At 64.3% G+C, this 15978-nt stretch carries 13 protein-coding genes; 6 read left to right on the top strand and 7 right to left on the bottom strand.

The annotated features are described in order from the left end of the window. Positions 1-156 precede the first annotated feature (156 nt). On the top strand, positions 157-1242 hold the full coding sequence (locus BUS12_RS10575) for an AI-2E family transporter (protein ID WP_074295645.1): 1086 nt from the start codon (positions 157-159) through the stop codon (positions 1240-1242). 149 nt (positions 1243-1391) lie between these two features. On the opposite strand, the gene BUS12_RS10570 is transcribed toward BUS12_RS10575, so the two are convergent. Together BUS12_RS10570 and BUS12_RS10565 are read right to left on the bottom strand one after the other, a co-directional pair. Further along, the gene (locus BUS12_RS10570; RefSeq protein ID WP_083640336.1) at positions 1392-2285 is read right to left on the bottom strand and encodes an alpha/beta hydrolase; all 894 of its coding nucleotides are present in this window, start codon (positions 2283-2285) and stop codon (positions 1392-1394) included. A gap of 126 nt (positions 2286-2411) precedes the next feature. After that, a complete protein-coding gene (locus BUS12_RS10565; protein ID WP_074295644.1) occupies positions 2412-3521 on the bottom strand; it encodes an OpgC domain-containing protein in 1110 nt (369 codons plus the stop codon). 358 nt (positions 3522-3879) lie between these two features. Here BUS12_RS10565 and BUS12_RS10560 point away from each other — a divergent pair, with 358 nt between their 5' ends. Then, entirely contained in the window at positions 3880-5034 is a 1155-nt protein-coding gene (locus tag BUS12_RS10560) for a porin (protein ID WP_074295643.1), read from the top strand. A gap of 124 nt (positions 5035-5158) precedes the next feature. Here BUS12_RS10560 and BUS12_RS10555 read toward each other — a convergent pair whose 3' ends face one another. The 5 genes from BUS12_RS10555 to BUS12_RS10535 all read right to left on the bottom strand — a co-directional run bounded on the left by BUS12_RS10555 (position 5159) and on the right by BUS12_RS10535 (position 9836). Continuing rightward, positions 5159-6964, bottom strand: coding sequence for a flotillin family protein (locus BUS12_RS10555; RefSeq protein ID WP_074295642.1), 1806 nt, complete (start codon positions 6962-6964; stop codon positions 5159-5161). A 92-nt stretch (positions 6965-7056) separates the two neighbouring features. Further along, positions 7057-7713, bottom strand: a complete 657-nt coding sequence (locus BUS12_RS10550) for a YqiJ family protein (protein WP_074295641.1) — start codon at positions 7711-7713, stop codon at positions 7057-7059. A 31-nt stretch (positions 7714-7744) separates the two neighbouring features. Further along, positions 7745-8443: a PspA/IM30 family protein gene (locus tag BUS12_RS10545; RefSeq protein ID WP_074295640.1), complete on the bottom strand. Its 699-nt coding sequence runs from the start codon at positions 8441-8443 to the stop codon at positions 7745-7747. A gap of 67 nt (positions 8444-8510) precedes the next feature. Then, positions 8511-9005 (bottom strand): hypothetical protein, encoded by a 495-nt coding sequence (locus tag BUS12_RS10540; RefSeq protein WP_074295639.1) that lies wholly within the window; start codon positions 9003-9005, stop codon positions 8511-8513. Between the two features lie 246 nt (positions 9006-9251). Further along, positions 9252-9836: an NUDIX domain-containing protein gene (locus BUS12_RS10535; RefSeq protein WP_074295638.1), complete on the bottom strand. Its 585-nt coding sequence runs from the start codon at positions 9834-9836 to the stop codon at positions 9252-9254. A 149-nt stretch (positions 9837-9985) separates the two neighbouring features. On the opposite strand from BUS12_RS10535, the gene BUS12_RS10530 reads away from it, so the two are divergent. From BUS12_RS10530 to BUS12_RS10510, 4 genes are all read left to right on the top strand, one after another. Next, positions 9986-10741, top strand: a complete 756-nt coding sequence (locus BUS12_RS10530) for a DeoR/GlpR family DNA-binding transcription regulator (protein ID WP_074295637.1) — start codon at positions 9986-9988, stop codon at positions 10739-10741. A gap of 390 nt (positions 10742-11131) precedes the next feature. Further along, on the top strand, positions 11132-13960 hold the full coding sequence (locus tag BUS12_RS10520) for a xanthine dehydrogenase family protein molybdopterin-binding subunit (RefSeq protein ID WP_074295635.1): 2829 nt from the start codon (positions 11132-11134) through the stop codon (positions 13958-13960). Then, positions 13957-14610 carry a (2Fe-2S)-binding protein gene (locus BUS12_RS10515; protein ID WP_074295634.1) on the top strand — a complete coding sequence of 218 codons (654 nt, stop codon included), beginning with the start codon at positions 13957-13959 and terminating at the stop codon, positions 14608-14610. The genes BUS12_RS10520 and BUS12_RS10515 overlap by 4 nt, the downstream gene beginning before the upstream one ends. Beyond that, on the top strand, positions 14607-15932 hold the full coding sequence (locus BUS12_RS10510; protein ID WP_083640335.1) for a c-type cytochrome: 1326 nt from the start codon (positions 14607-14609) through the stop codon (positions 15930-15932). The genes BUS12_RS10515 and BUS12_RS10510 overlap by 4 nt, the downstream gene beginning before the upstream one ends. The last annotated feature ends 46 nt before the right edge of the window (positions 15933-15978 follow it).

The raw sequence follows: 15978 nt of genomic DNA, 5'->3' as shown, positions 1-15978 counted from the left end.
CGACATGCGATGACGTGCAATGAGGCTGCGAATGGCCGGATGGACGGCGCGGGCTCTGCGTCCTTTAAGATGTGAACATTGACGAGCCGAGCCGGGGCTAGTGTAGCTGGTTTGAGATTTTCCGGTCGGCTCGTGCACATATTTCACAGAGGTCATATGGTCACACGCCCGCCCGCAGCTACGCCTTCGCCCGAACCCGACACGCCGAGCCGCCGGAAAATGCAGCAGGTGGCCTCCGCCGTGCTGTATATCGGCCTGGTGCTGCTGGCTTTGTGGATCATCCGCGCTTTCCTGCCGGCCGTCGGCTGGGCCTGCGTGATTGCGATTGCGTTGTGGCCGGTGCTCCGCAAGATCGAAGATCACAGCTGGTTCACGGGACGCACCACGCTGATCGCCATCATCCTGACGGTGGCGATCGCTCTGCTGGTCGTGCTGCCGGTGGCGATCGGGATTGGTCAGGCGAGCCACGAAGCGCACGATCTGCTGGTGTGGTTCAAGAGCGTGCAGGAAAACGGCATCGCCATGCCGGACATCGTGCAGCGTCTGCCGTTCGGCTCGCAGCAGGTGGCGGCGTGGTGGCAGGCGAATCTTGCTCAGCCGCTGCGCGAGTCGCCCGCCATGAAGGGACTGCACGGCGAAGCGGTCGTCACCTTCGGCCGGCACTTCGGCGCGCGCGCTGTCCGGATTCTGGTGGTGTTCGGTTTTATGCTGGTCACGCTGTTCGTGATCTTTCAGGCGGGGCCGCGTCTTTCGGGTGCGTTGCTCAAAGGGGCGCAGCGCGCTTTCGGCAGCAACGGCGCGCAGCTTCTCGAACGGATGGCCGCCGCCGTGCGCGGCACCGTAGCAGGTCTCGTGGTGGTGGGGATCGGCGAAGGCGCGCTGCTTGGGGTGGCCTATGGTCTCGCCGGCGTGCCGCACGCCGCGCTGCTCGGCTTCGTGACCGCGGTCGCCGCCATGCTGCCGTTCTGCGCGCCCATCGTGTTCTGCGCCGCGGCGTTGTGGCTCTTCGTGCAGGGGATGGTGGCGTGGGCTATCGGCCTCGCTGTGTTCGGTTTCGTGGTCGTGTTCATTGCGGAACACTTTGTGCGGCCCGTGATCATCGGCAACTCGACTCGCTTGCCGTTCCTGCTGGTGCTGTTCGGGATTCTGGGCGGCGCTGAAACCTTCGGGTTGCTCGGTCTGTTTATCGGCCCTGCACTGATGACGGTGCTGATGGTGTTGTGGAAGGACTGGGTGCAATAGTTAGTGGTGGCTGGAGCGCTGGTTTGCGGTAGCTTCGGCTCGAGGTCCAACGCTGCGGCTGCGGCTGCGGCTGCGGCTGCGGCTCAGTCTCCGTATCCCGTTCCAGCGCCGTCTCCCTCGCCGTCTCGCGCGGCGCCCGTGTTGCCCGGCTAATGCTCCGGCGGTTGCTGCGCCGCCGGCTTCGCGCAGGCGAGCGTGTATTTCAAGGCGGCGGGTAGCAACGCGCTCCACACGGCCCACGTATGCGCGCCGTCGATGATGCGCAGCGCCGCCGGATTGCCCGGCAGCCGCAGGTTGGTATAGAGCACGGAGGCGTCGGCCTGGATCGTCAGGTCGTCGTCGCCGGCGCCGATGAACATCGGCAGCCGGTACGGGCCGCTCATATAGCGGTCCCATTGCGCCGGATAGTTGAGCGCGTGCCACACGTGCGGATCGAACTGACGCTCGCCGAACACGCCGACGCGGCGCGCGGCGGAGGCCGGCGGCGGTTCGTTCGGATAGATCGCCGGGCTCAGCAGCATGGCGCCGCAGAACTGCTCCGGCTGCGTCATCGCGTAACGCAGCGCGCCGAAGCCGCCCATCGAAACGCCACCGATCATCCGGCCGTTGCGCTGATTCGCCACCGCGTATTGCGTTTCAACCTCCGGCAGCAGGTCGCTGAAGAACGCCGTTTCCATTTTCTCCTTGCGATCCACGTACCAGTCCGTGCCGCCTTGCGGCATCACAATGACGACGGGCGGAATCTCCCTGTGTTCGATCAGCGCGTCCGCCGTGCTTTGCAGATGGCCCTGCGAGATCCAGTCATTGGCGTTGCCGTTGTTGCCGTGCAGAAGGTACAGCACGGGGTAGCGTGGACCGTTGAGCCGGTAACCGCTTGGCAGGTAGACGGTGTAGGACCACTCGCGTTCGAGCGCAGCCGCATGGAAACTGCGGCTGACGACCATGCTGGCGAGCGCGGCCGTGCTGCCGGCAGCGGTTGACGCCACCGCGGCCACGGCGGTGAGGGCGAGCGGGAGCAGCGCGGAACGTGTCAGTCTGAACATGGCGGTGAAAGAAGGGCCGCTGCGCGACGGTGCGGCTTTGATGCTAGCAGTCTCGCCGTTCAGCGTGGCGAGGCGGGATGACGCGTGATCTGGCCGGAACGCCCACCCTACGCGGCTTCACGGCGCTCAACTGGAAACGCCGCCCGTGGTCCTCGCGCGCCACGTCAGCATGCGTGCAAGCGGTTCGGACGCTCGCGCGACCATGAACAGCGCGCCGACCGCCACAGCGTCCGCGACGAGCCCGAGCGGGATGTCGAGATACCCGTCGGTGGCGGTGTACAGCAACGAATCCACCACCAGCGAGATCACGGCCCCCGCCACGAAGCACAGCAGCCCCTTGCGCCCGATCATGCCGACCCACGGCAGCCATCGCGCGAGCTTCTTCCCCCAGCCGAGCCGGATGAGATTGGCGACGAGCCAGGCGATCGCCAGAAAATTGCCTGCGCGCAGCCACGAAAGGTTCTGCTTGAAACTGGCGTCGAGCGGGGCGGGTTCGATAACCAGTTTGTAGTAGGCCGCGGCCACCACGATGCCGAACGCCAGCACGCTGACGAGCCATCCGCTCCGATGCGCGCTGAGCCTCTGATAAACCGGCTGGCAACGCGCCAGCACGCCAAGCACGAACAGCAGTTGCCAGGCGAGCGGGTTGAAGTCCCATTGCATGTCTTCGACGGCGGGCAGATAGCCGTTGAGCGACGGCGCGAGCGCCCACAGCGCGAGGCTGCCGGCCAGCAACCACCATGGCCGGCGGCGCGCCAGCGGCAGGACGAGCGGCACGCTCAGCGCGAAGAACGCATACATGGGCAGCACCGACGCCAGATACGGCTGGCGCCGGAATAGCAGGATGTCGCGCAGGGCGGAGAGGGGCGCGTCCATGAAGTCGTCGAGGTCGGTGATGGTCAGATTCGGTGCATCGACGCTGAAGGCGATCAGGACCGCACTGACCAGCAGCATCAGACCGGCCGTGACGAGAAAGGCGCGATAGATCTCGAACGAGCGCCGCAGGAAGCGCTGCCGCGCGGCTGCCTCGGTGCGCCGCGCGGCGAGCGTGGCGTAGGCGGTGGCCGTGGCGAAGCCGCCGAGGAACACGAATACCTCCGCGGCGTCGCACAGCGCATAGGCGTGCAGCGTGACGCGCGACAGGATGCTGCCGCCGATGTGATCGACTACGATGAACAGGAGGACCAGTCCGCGAAAGAAGTCGAGTTCGGGCAGACGGGAGGATGACTTTTGCATTGCGTATAACCGAGGGGAGTTCTGCTGGGCGAAGCCCATTTCTTTCGGAATTATTTCATGAACTTACGATTGAGTGTGCGCAAGCGGGCTCGGCCGATCGTAATAGGCCGTCGGGCGGGACAAACCGACCCCAATCCCTAACTGCAAAAATGCGCAATGCCGATTTCGCGCGCGTGGGCATTTAGCAACGATTTGCCGGGGGTCAACTTGTCCCAATGGACGGCCTACTATCGGTGTGCAAGCATCGTTTAACACTCGTGAACGTTAAAGCCCCAATGTAGGTGCTGCTGAAAAATAAGAAGAGCTTTCTCAAAGTTGGCTAGCGGTTGGCTAATGATTAGAGATTCGGGAGATCTTCATGAAAAAGAACATGATTGCGCTGGCTGTGACCGCAGCCGCCGCTCTGCCTGTGCACGCACAGAGCAGCATTACGCTGTACGGGGTGATCGACGAGGGCATCAACTACACGAACAACGCGGGCGACAAATCCGCCTACCAGCTGGAGAGCGGCTACGCGCAAGGCAGCCGCTGGGGTCTCAAGGGTTCGGAAGATCTGGGCAGCGGCCTGAAGGCCATCTTCGACCTTGAAAACGGTTTCGACGTGAACAGCGGTGCGCTTGGCCAGGGTGGCCGCATGTTCGGCCGCCAGGCGTTCGTCGGCCTGACGGCGGCCAATTACGGCACGATCACGCTGGGGCGGCAGTACGACTCGGTGGTCGACTATCTCGCCCAGGCCACGGCAAACGGGAACTGGGGCGGTTATCTGCTCTCGCACCCTTACGACAACGACAATACCGACAACTCGTTCCGCGTGAACAACACGGTCAAGTACACGAGTCCGGATTTCTCGGGCCTGCAGTTCGGCGGCACCTACAGCTTCAGCAACGACACCAACTTCGCCAACAATCGCCAGTACAGCCTGGGTGGCCAGTACACGAACGGTGGCTTGCTGCTGACCGGGGCCTACCTCGAAGCGAACAATCCAGGACTAAGCGCGGACGGCGCCATTGCGACCGACGACGCGAATTTCATCTCGGAGCGCTTGCGCATTTTCGGCGGCGGCATCAACTACACGTTCGGCGCCGCGACGCTGGGCTTTGCCTATACGAACACGAATGTCGGCGAGCCGTCCGCGACCGACACCTCGGTCTATGTGGGGGCGATCACGCCGCCCAACGGCGGCACGCTGACCGCGCTCAAGTTCCAGAACTTCGAAATCAACGGCAAGTACCAGTTCACGCCGGCCTTCTTTGTCGGCCTGCAGTACATCTATACGGCCGCGACCATGGATGCGACCTCGGGCAACGAGAATCCGAAATATCACACGTTCGGGCTGATGGCCGACTACAACCTGTCGAAGCGCACGGACTTCTATTTCCAGGCGGCCTATCAGAAAGTGGCCGGCGACAAGACCGATACCGTGCTGGACGACGCCTATATTCCCGGCTCGGCGGGTGTGTCGTCGAGCGCGAACCAGTTCGCGGTGCGCGCGGCGATTCGTCACAAGTTCTGAGCGGCCGGCGCGTTCAGGTCCGCACGCTATCTGGTAGCTGAAGAGAGAAACGGCCTCGGGGCCCTGTGGGTCCGCGAGGCCGTTTGCGCCTTTCGGTCAATTCAGACCGGCACACGGCGTGGATTTAACGCGCGGTGTGGCCGTAATTGGGTTCGGCGGCGCCGTTCACCGTCGTGCCGGGCAACGCGGGCGTGTGGTCGGCATGTTGCGCGACGGCCGGCGTTGCACCCGCGCTCGCAGGTGCGGCTGTGCCGGTACCGGTCGCCGCGAGACCGGGAACCAGTCCTTGCAACGACCCGCCGGAGAGACCGACTTCGTTCAGCAACGAATCGATCAACGGCGCATGCGCGCGATAGGCGAGGGCAGCGGACATGGCCTGCTCGGCCAGGTTGGTGCCATTATGTCCGGCCGACAGGCCCGAGCCGCCATCTGCACCATTGCTGCCGCCATTGCGATTGAGGCCGTCGACCTGGATGATCTTGATGCCGTCGATCGACTTCATCGGCTCGACGGTCTGCTGGATCACGGCCGGCAGCGCTTGCAGCAGGGCGAGCTTGAACTTGAGGCTGGTCTGGTCCGACGACAGCGCATTGATCGCGTCGTTGAGGGCGCGCTGCGCCTCGGCCTCGGCGAGGCCTTTCTTGCGGGCCGCTTCCGCCAGCTCGACGATGGCGGTGGCCTGCATCTGCGCGGCCTCGCGTTCGGCGCGCGCCTGGGTGGTGACATGCACGGCGCTGGTTTCGGCCTGCTGGGCCGCCTCGATCAGCGCGACCTGCTTGGCGCGGTCGGCTTCGGCGGTGCGGCGGGTGGTTTCCACCAACTGTTCGGCCTTCACGGCCTCTGCGAGCGCCTCGTTGGCGCGAGCCTGTGCCTGCGACTGCGCTTCCGATTTCGACGCAATCACAATGGCCTTGTCCTGCGCGGCGATTTCCGTGACCTTGGCTTGCTCGATGGCCGCCATCTGGGTCACCTTGGTCTGCTCGATCTCTTTCACGCGCACTTCGCGCTCGGCTTCGACCTTGCGCGTGCGCACGGCCTGTTCGCGCTGGATCTCCGATTCCTGCACCTGCCGTTCCGCGGCAATCCGGCTTTGTTCGGCTTCCTGATGACGCTCGGCTTCATACGCCGCGATGCGCGCGCTCTGCTCGGCCGTGCGGGTCTTCACCTGCTGTTCCTGCTCGAGCTTCATGAACGATTCCTGCTGCTCGATCTCGAGTTTCTTCGCGAGCGCATCGCGGTTCTTTTCGCGCACCGATACTTCGGTATCCTGCTCGACTTCGTTGCGTTCCTTGCGGCGCCGTTCGGTTTCCTGGGTGAGTTTGGTCAGGCCTTCGGCGTCGAACGCATTGTTCGGGTCGAAGAATTCCTTCGAAGTCTGGTTGAAGTTGGTCAGCGATACGCTTTCCAGTTCCAGGCCGTTCTTCGTCAGGTCTTCCGCGACGGTGTTCTGCACGCCCTGCACGAATTTTTCGCGGGCGTCCTGCAGGTCTTGCATCGTCATCTGTGCGGCGGTGGAGCGCAGCGCGTCGACGAACTTGTCGTCGACCAGCGCGCGCAGATTTTCCGGCGCATTGGTGCGTTGGCCGAGCGTCTGGGCCGCCGTCGAGACGCCTTCGGAGGTCGGTTTGACGCGCACGAAGAACGCCACCACCACGTCGACGCGCATGCGGTCCTTGGTGATCAGGCTGTCGCGCGTGGAGCGGCTCACTTCGAGCTTCAACGTATTCATGTTGATGGGTACGACTTCATGAAACACCGGCAGCACGACCGCGCCGCCGCTCATGATGACCTTTTGCCCACCGAGGCCGGTTCGGACGAAAGCGCGTTCCGCCGACGCGCGCACATACAGCCGCGCAAAGATCAGACCGATGACCGACAGGCCAATGACAACCGCAAGACCGGTGGCACCCCAGAAGAATATGGCATCCATGTTGTTCTTCAACTCCCATTAAAGAGGACTGCGTGACAAATCGGCAGGTACACCGCGCATGGCTGGCGGCGGCGAACCTGCGGGTAAAGCGGCTACAACAGATCTGGCCGAGGGTTGGCGATCGCGCGATACAGCGACCCGGACACCCGCGAGACGATCAATACGGTCGATCCCCGCGCAAAACGCGCTTCCGGATCGTCGGGTTCGATGCGCAGGTAATGCGGCTGGCCGTATTCGTCGACGAGGCGCGCTTCGGCAGGATTGCCGGGCGATGCTTCGCCTGTGACGATCTGGGCCGTGCGCCCGACAAAGTCGGCCTCGGAGAGGGCGGAGGTTTCGTTCTGCGGCAGATAGTGGCCCACGAGGCCGCCGGTCTGGCGCACGAACGGCAACGCGCCGAATGCGGCGATGAGCGCGGCGACTGGAGGCGGCAGCATGAAGCCGGCGAGCGCATGCAGCAGCGATTGCAGCACCAGCCCGACAATCGCGAAGCCGAGCAGGAACAGGATCAGCAGAATCAGCAGCGGCACCCGTCCGAGATGCAGCCAGCCGAGCAACTGACCGACGACGCCGGTATCGGCCGCCGCGCCGGAATGGTCGATGCCGAAGTGGCTGACCAGCATGCTGCCGGCGTGTTCAGTGACGCTGAGTCCGAACAGCAGGGTGATGCCTTCGAGCGCGCCGATAGCGATCATCAGTCCGATCGCGGCCACGAACGGGGCATTACCCGGTAAGAGAAGCGGAGTCATTGTTGTTGTGTTCCCCGAATGAATGCGTGGATCAGGCGTCCTCGCCGACCGGTCTGCCGTTCACGGCTTTCAGACGCGCGACGCGTTCGCTGATGCGCTGTTCCTTGTGCAGCGTTTCGAGCCGCCGCAGCAATGACGGATCGGCGCTGGCCGGCCCGGTATGCAGGCCGGCGACGCCGGTGGCGCCCGTCATGGTGCGGTTGAAACCCTGCTCGAGCTGGTCGGCGCGAATGCCCGCTGCCGCACCCGACACGCCGTCCACGCTGCTTGCGCGCTGCGCGACCGCCCGTGAGGCGATCATCTCGCCCAGCGCCTGCTCCATCTCGGCGCGTTTGGCGCGCAGACCGAGCAGATCGGATTCGGCCGCGCCGGCGTGTTCGATGGCTTCCTGCAGCGCCTGATTGAGCGTGCCGAGCTGGTCTTCCAGATCGATCTGCCGGCTGGCGCCCGCGTGCGTCGCCGCTTCGTCGCCTTGCGCCAGCGCCGTGGCGATGAGTTCGTTCAGGCGCTCGATTTCGTTGTTGACGCGCGTGATCGCCTTGGTGGCCTGGTGCCGTGCCGCTTCGTGACGGCCCAGCTCGATGCGCGCCTGGGCGATCACTTCGTCGAATTCGCGCAGGTACTGCTCCAGTACGGCCTGCGGCGTACGGCTTTCGAGCGAGCTGACCAGGGCATGCACGTTGGCCGTCAGCAGTCGTTTGACACGGTTACCCAGACGTTCTGTCGTCATGTTGTTTCTCCTGGATAAAGCGGGATATCGAGGGTGCGATGCGGTGCTTCGCGTTGCGGTGAGCCTGTCAGCCGGGCGGACGCGCAATCTGCACGACCTGCACGAGTTCCTGCAACTCCGCCACGTAGCGGTTCAGGACCGTGGGGTCGTAAGTGGGCGGCCGCTGGGTGACGGCGAGGCGCACCAGACCCAGCAGCATGCGCATGGCTTTGGCGGTGAGACGTGCCTCGATCTCACGCGCCATCTCGGCGACGCGCTTGCCCTCGGGCAGCGCGGTGACGAGGCTTGCCATCAGTTCCGGCAGTTGGGTGGTGAGGAGCGCAACGATTTCCGAATGCGAGTGCGTGGCGTGCTCGTAGGCCTGAGTGGCCTCCTGTAGCGGCCGCACCTGCTCGCGCATCAGGGCGGCACAACTGACGTAGTCGTTCTCGCCGTTCGCGCGACGTTGGGCGTCGGCGATCAGCGCACGGATCTTGTCGCTCGGGCTGGACGCGCCCTGCAATTGCAGGCTCGACAGCCACGCGAGGTCGTCTTCGGGAATGCGCACGGATACGGTTTGCATGACACAGCACCTGTTTCGGATTCGCTGAAAACCAGCATAGTACAAACGTATGCGTTTGTACACGTTTGTCACAGGGTTGTGTCAGCGGCGCCTCCTGAGGTATTCCGCATGCATAGATGAAAAGGCGCTGAGGCTTACTGGGCGGGCTTCACGGGGTTTTATGCCGCCTGAATGCAGTGTCGTTTTTTTTGCGGCTGTCGGCCGATGCGCAGGCTGTCGTGCAACTGCTCGCCCCACTCAACCCGCTCACCCCAGCAGATTCAATGCCGCATACTGCAGCAACATGATCGTCTTCCCATCCACGATCTCGCCACCCCGCACCATCGCCAGCGCTTCATCGATCGGCAGCTCCAGCACTTCGATATCCTCACCTTCGCTGGCGACACCGCCGCCGTCGCTCACCTTCGCGGCCGCGGCGTATTCGGCGACAAAGAAGAACAGCTTCTCCGTGACCGAACCCGGGCTCATAAACGCCTCGAACACCTTGCGCACCGCATGCACGCGGTAGCCGGTTTCCTCTTCGACCTCGGCGCGGATGCGCTCCTCCGGCGACGCGGCTTCCAGCAGACCGGCCGGCGCCTCGATCAGCATTCCATCGTGACCGTTGACGAACGCCGGTAGCCGGAACTGGCGCGTGAGCACCACCGTGCGGCGCACCGGCTCGTAAAGCAGCAAGGTTGCACCGTTGCCGCGGTCGTAAGTCTCGCGGCTCTGGCGTTGCCAACTGCCGTCGGCGCGCCGGTAGTCGAAGGTGGTTTTCTTCAGCACGTACCAGTCGTCGGACAGCACCTTGACGTCGACAATACGCACCCGGTCGGCAGTTTCGTTCATTGTGGCTCCATGAAAGCGCGGCCTCAGCCGCGAGATTTCATGTTATCGTGCAATATCGTGCAAAAACAAGATATTTCATGCATTGCGTGCCGGGTGCCGGTCCAGCACCCGATGCACCGACCCATCCGCATTTAACTTCGCCTTATCCCATGCTGACATCGCAAAGAAAGCAGTTGATCCTCGACGCGCTCAAACGCGACGGCCAGGTGATCGCCAAGAGTCTGAGCAGTGAATTTGCCGTGTCGGAAGACACCATTCGCCGCGATCTGCGCGAACTCGCCGCCGATGGCTACCTGCAGCGCGTACATGGCGGCGCATTGCCGGCGTCGCCGGCTGCGGTGGATCTGGCCGGGCGGCAAGGCATCGAGTCGGCGTCGAAGGCGGCCATCGGCAAGGCCGCGGCGCAGATGATCGTGCCCGGCCAGATTGCGATCGTCGACGGCGGCACGACCGCCGTGCAACTGGTGCGCCATCTGCCGCTGGATCTACGCGCGACGATCGTCACGCATAGCCCGACCGTTGCCGTCGAACTCGGCGATCACGCGGGCGTGGAGGTCATCATGATTGGCGGGCGCCTGTACCGGCATTCGATGGTCAACGTCGGCGGCGCCGCTATCGAGGCGCTGAGCCATATTCGTGCGGACCTCTATTTCATGGGCGTGACCGGCGTGCATCCCGAGGCCGGCCTGAGTACCGGCGATCTCGAGGAGGCCTACATCAAGCGGGCGCTGGCGGCCCGCGCGGCCGAAACGGTGGTGCTGGCGTCCGCGGAGAAGCTCAACGCGGCTTCTGCGTTCATGATCGCGGAAGCGTCGGCGGCTCATGCCATCGTGGTCGAGAAGGAAACCGCGGAGGCGCTCACGGCGCCGCTCGAGGCCTTGGGTATCGCGATCGTGCGGGCGTGAGACAGCCGTAGCGGCGGCGCCTCAAATATATCAGGATTCCAGATCAATTAGCCCTTTCATATCGAATCCGTTATTTGAGAGATAGCGGACAATTTGTTACTCATTCTCCGTCCAACAGGGCGATAATCCCGCGCTTTGCCTCGTTATTGCAGGGCAGGGAAGTTGGCAACACCAGCACGTTCACGAGCAGTTCAAGGTCAATCAGATCGACTGCGGCGGCGCCGATGTTCTGCGCCGCCGCACGTCGCCGGTATGCCCGGACGAATGCGTCCGGGATTCGCCTGATTCTCAACGCGGTGTGTCGTCACAGGCTTGCGCAGCCTGTGGGGATCACGCGCGCGTCGTGCTGCCCGCTGGCGTTGCCGCCGTCGTTCACTAAAGGAGAAGTCCATGGGGAAACTCGACCTTTCGCGTCGCAGTTTTCTGAAGGCCAGCGTGCTTGCGGGCGTATCGGTGTATATCGCGCCGATCGGCAGCCGTGCGTTCGCTGCGTTGTTCGAAGACAGAATTCTCACGCCGGTTCAATGGGACGCGGCCAATGGGCAGGCCAGGTTCCGTATCGACGGCATCGCCAAGGTGACCGGCGCGAAAGTGTTCGCGCGCGACGTCCGTGCCGCCGACATGCCGCATTGGCCCAAACAGCAGGCGCATGCCTTCATCCTGCGCACGACTCAGGCCGACCGCCTTTACGAAGGCTTCGACCTGGCGCTGCTGGGCGACGAACTGCAGCCCGACCGCATCGTCACCGCGGACGATCTGACGCGCGACCGCCTGATCTTCCCCGCCTTCTATGGCGACGACATGTTGCTGCCGCCGGGCAAGACGCCCGCGTATCTCGGCCAGGCGGTGGCGATCCTGATCTATCACGACTTCGCGCGTTTCCGCTTTGCCAAAGACCGGCTCAAGTTCCACGACGAGATCATCCGTTACGGCGCGCAGACGGGGCCGCTCGAGCGCGATCCGTGGGGCACGTTCCGCTTCGTGCGCGTGGGCGGCAAGACGCCTTATGACGACGACACCTTCTCGAGCCTGAAGAATGCGCCGGTGTTTCCGAGCATGATGCGCAAGCATCAGCCGGTCTGGCCGGACGGCAAGGAACACGGCAAGCTCGACGAGCAGGGCATGTTCTACGCCGGACAGATCCAGCAGGAGCTCGAACATCCGTCCGCGGACTGGCTGGTGATGGAGCGCGAGTACAACACGCAGTCCATCGACACCGCCGCGCTCGAACCCGACAACGCGAATTGCTGGTATGACGCGGCGACGCAGTCGCTGCATATGGTTGTGCCGACCCAGGCGCCGCAGGAAGTCGCGGACAGCGCGGCGGGCATGGTGGCGAAGTGCGCGTTCCCGGTGAAGAACCTGTTCCTGCACCCGTGCTACACGGTCGGCTACGGTTCGAAGGACCACTTCAACGTGCCGTTCTACGGCCTCGTCACCGCCATGTATGCGGGCGGTCGTCCGGTGCGTCTTGCCAACGACCGCTACGAGCAGTTCCAGACGTCGCTCAAGCGTCACGCGTTCAAGATGCATTACCGCATTGCAGTCGATAAGAAGACCGGCCTGCTGCAATCGTTCAAGGCCGAGATGGAAGCGAACGGTGGCGGGCGCTGCAATTTCTCGCCGTCGGTGGCGATGGTCGGCGCGACCGCGGCTCAGTCCATCTACTACTTCCCGAAGAACGACCTGGCGGCCGTTGCGATTGCTTCGCGTGCCATCGACGCGGGTTCCGCGCGCGGCTATGGCACGCTGCAGAGCATGGCCGCCACGGAAATGATGGTCGACGAGATGGCCGCGCAACTGGGCATCGATCCCATCGCGTTCCGTTTGAAGAACGCGTTGCGCTCGGGCATGAAAAACACCCAGGGCGCGGTGCCGGCCGGCGCGATTCGTGTCGACGAAGTCCTGCAGAAAGCGCAGGTGCATCCGCTGTGGGTGAATCGCGCGAAGAAGAAGCTCGAATACGAACTGCTGCATCCGGGCAAGCGCTATGGCGTCGGCTTTGCATGCGTGCAAAAGGACTTCGGCACGGGCGCCGAAGCGTCGCTCGCAAAGGTCGAGTTCAGCGCGGACGGCAAGATCAGTCTGCATCACAGCGCCGCTGAAATCGGCACGGGCATGTCCACCTCGCAAGCGATTGCGGTGGCGAAGTGGCTCGGCATGCCGGCCACCGAGGTGCGCGTGGCCGTCACCGACTGGCCCGATCTGCCGGTCGTCACGAGCGGCGATCCGTACATGATGTCGCAGGCCGAGCAGGACAGGCTGTCGGCCAATCCGCGTTGGTCGCCGAATTACTCGTCGCCGTCGAGCGCGACCAACTCCGCGTTCTATTTCACGCACAGCACGCGCGAGGCCGCTCGCGTCGTCTTCACGCACGGCCTGTGGCCGGCGGCCATGGCGATCTGGACCCAGGGGCCAGGCGGCGGTCAGGCGGCGCCGCTGGTGGTGCGCATCGAGGACGCACGCTGGGTCGACGGCAAGCTGTCGGCGGCGGGACTCGAAGCGCTGCCGTTTGCGCAACTCGCGAAGAAGGCCCACGAACTCGGACTCGTGACGGGCGCGGCGGTGCACGTGTTCAACCGCTGGCAGTGGACCGAGGCGGAGTTCGCGATCGACGGCGGCCTCGAGCGTCTGCCGGTCGATGCGCTCTCGCTGCGCTACGGCGATAACGCCGCCGCCGACAAAAAGAAGCAGCAGACCACTGCGAATCAATACCGCGTGCTCGATCGTCAGCGCGTGTTCATTCCGCCAGTGCAACGTAACAACGCGGCGGTCACATATTACAGCGCGGTCGGCACGCTGGTCGAGCTGGCCGTGCATGAAGCGAGCGGCAAGGTCGAACTGCTCGCGCATCACTCGATCATGGAGTGCGGCAACCAGATCGCGCCGCAGCTCGTCTCGGGCCAGTTGCAGGGCGGTCTCGCCATGGGGATCGGCCACGCCCTGCACGAGTACCTGCCGCTCTACGAAGACGGTCCCGGCAACGGGACATGGAACTTCAATCGCTACCAGTTGCCACGTGCGAAAGATGTGGCCGTCTGGACCCAGACCGGCGAAGTGCTGCCGCCGCTCACGGAAAGCGATCCGCCCAAAGGTATCGCGGAAGTGGTGATGATCCCGGTTGTCGGCGCGCTCGTGAACGGTATCGCGCATGCCATTGGACATCGTTTTAGCGACCTGCCGGTTACCCCGCAAAACATTCTGGAGGTGCTCGCATGACGACGGCCCTGAATCAAACACCCGGCCGCGCCGCCAGCGCCGCGCCGGCCTCGGATGCCGCCGCGCAAACGGCGAGTGCGCCGGTCGTGGAACGGCCGCTGACGCAATTCCGCGCGCAACCGCTGACGCTCAAGGTGAACGGCCGCGACGTGACGGTGCAGGTGCCGACCGGTCTGATGATGATCGACCTGCTGCACGAATACCTCGATCTGACCGGTTCGCGGCTCGGCTGCGGGCAGGGCGTCTGTCACGCCTGCGTGGTGATTCTCGACAAGCCGGATGGCACGAGCGAGGAAGTTCGCACCTGTATCACGGGCGCGAATTTCTTCGACGGCAAGTCGATTCGCACCATCGAAGGTCACGCGCAGCGCAACGGACAAGGTGAGGTAGTCGCGCTGTCGCCGATCCAGCAGAAGTTTCTCGAACACTTCAGTTTTCAGTGCGGCTACTGTACGCCCGGTTTCGTCAATGCGGCGACGGTGCTGATCGAACGTCTGAAGCGTCAGCCGGTGGCGCGGGACCAGGTAGAGGAAACCATCACCGACGCGCTGAACGATCACATCTGCCGCTGTACGGGGTATGTGCGCTACTACGAGGCGGTGAAGGACGTGGTCATGACGATGCCGGGACTCGTCAAGGACGCCGCATGAGCCTGCGTTTCCTGACCTCGCACCTCTCGCACCTGAGCTTGCGCCCGCGCCTGTGCCTGTGCCGCGTTGCGCTGCTGTTGAGCGCCGCGCTGCTGGCTGCATGCGGCGACCATCACGACAACACCACGGCAGCGACGAGCGCCACAGCACTGGGCGCCGCGCCGGCAAGCACACCGGCTGACGGACAAAGCGGCGCTGCGGATCAACTGGTTCGCGGCCGCTACCTGGTGAAGGCTGCTGACTGCGCGGCCTGTCACACTGCGGCGGACGGGGCGCCGTTCGCCGGCGGCGTGAAGCTCGCGTCGCCATTCGGCACGTTTTACGGCACGAACATCACGCCGGACCAGGACCACGGCATCGGCAAGTGGAGCGCCGACGATTTCTACAAGGCGCTGCATGACGGCGTGTCGCCGGACGGCCAGTTGTATCCGGCGATGCCGTACACGTCGTACCGCGAGCTCTCGCGTGCCGATAGCGACGCCATGTATGCGTGGCTGATGGCGCAGAAACCGGCGGCGGTGGCTAACCACGCGCCTGACCTGTCGTTCCCGTTCAACCTGCGCTTTGCCGTGCGCTTCTGGAACATGTTGTTCCTGAAGGACGCATTGCCCGATGCATCGAAGGGCGGCTCGGCCGACTGGAACCGTGGCCGCTATCTGGTCAATGCGCTCGGCCACTGCGCCGAATGCCACACGCCGCGCGGCAAGTTCGGCCAGCTCGATCAGGCGTTGCCGCTTGGCGGCGGCGCGCTCGGGCGTGTCGTCGCGCCGGATATCACGCCGCACGGGTTGGCTGCCCGCGGTTGGACCGCGGCGGATCTGCAGACCTTCTTCGCAACCGGGGTCGCGCCGCAAGGCTCGGCCTTCAGCGAGATGTATCCGGTCGTGCATCTGAGCAGCCAGTATCTGAGTCGCGACGACCTGCGGGCGATGTCCACCTATCTGCTCGGCGATCAGCCGCCGGCGCCGCAGCCGCTGCAGTCGGTCTCGGCGGATGCTGCGCAACTGGCCGCCGGCCGCAATGTCTACCTCGCGGTGTGTGCGGGGTGTCATGGCCGCGACGGCGAGGGCAAGCCGCACGTCGCCGTGCCGATGCACGGCAATTCGACGGTGCGGCAAACCGATCCGCATAATCTGATCGTGGCGATGCTCGACGGCATCGGCGCGCAGGATTTCCCCGGCCTCGAACGCATGCAGGAGATGCCGGGTTTTGCCGGGCAACTCAGCGACGAAGAGCTCGCGCAACTGGCGAGCTATCTGCGGGCCAACTGGGGCGGTCAGCCGGCCGATGTGACAGCGGCTGCCGTCAAGGCCTTACGCTAGGCGGCCGTATGAGATGATGGCGATACCGTTGCCACCCGCGTATCGC

The sequence above is a fragment of the Paraburkholderia phenazinium genome, assembly GCF_900142845.1.
Lineage (GTDB): Bacteria > Pseudomonadota > Gammaproteobacteria > Burkholderiales > Burkholderiaceae > Paraburkholderia > Paraburkholderia phenazinium_A.
This window is presented reverse-complemented; position numbering and strand designations above follow the sequence as displayed.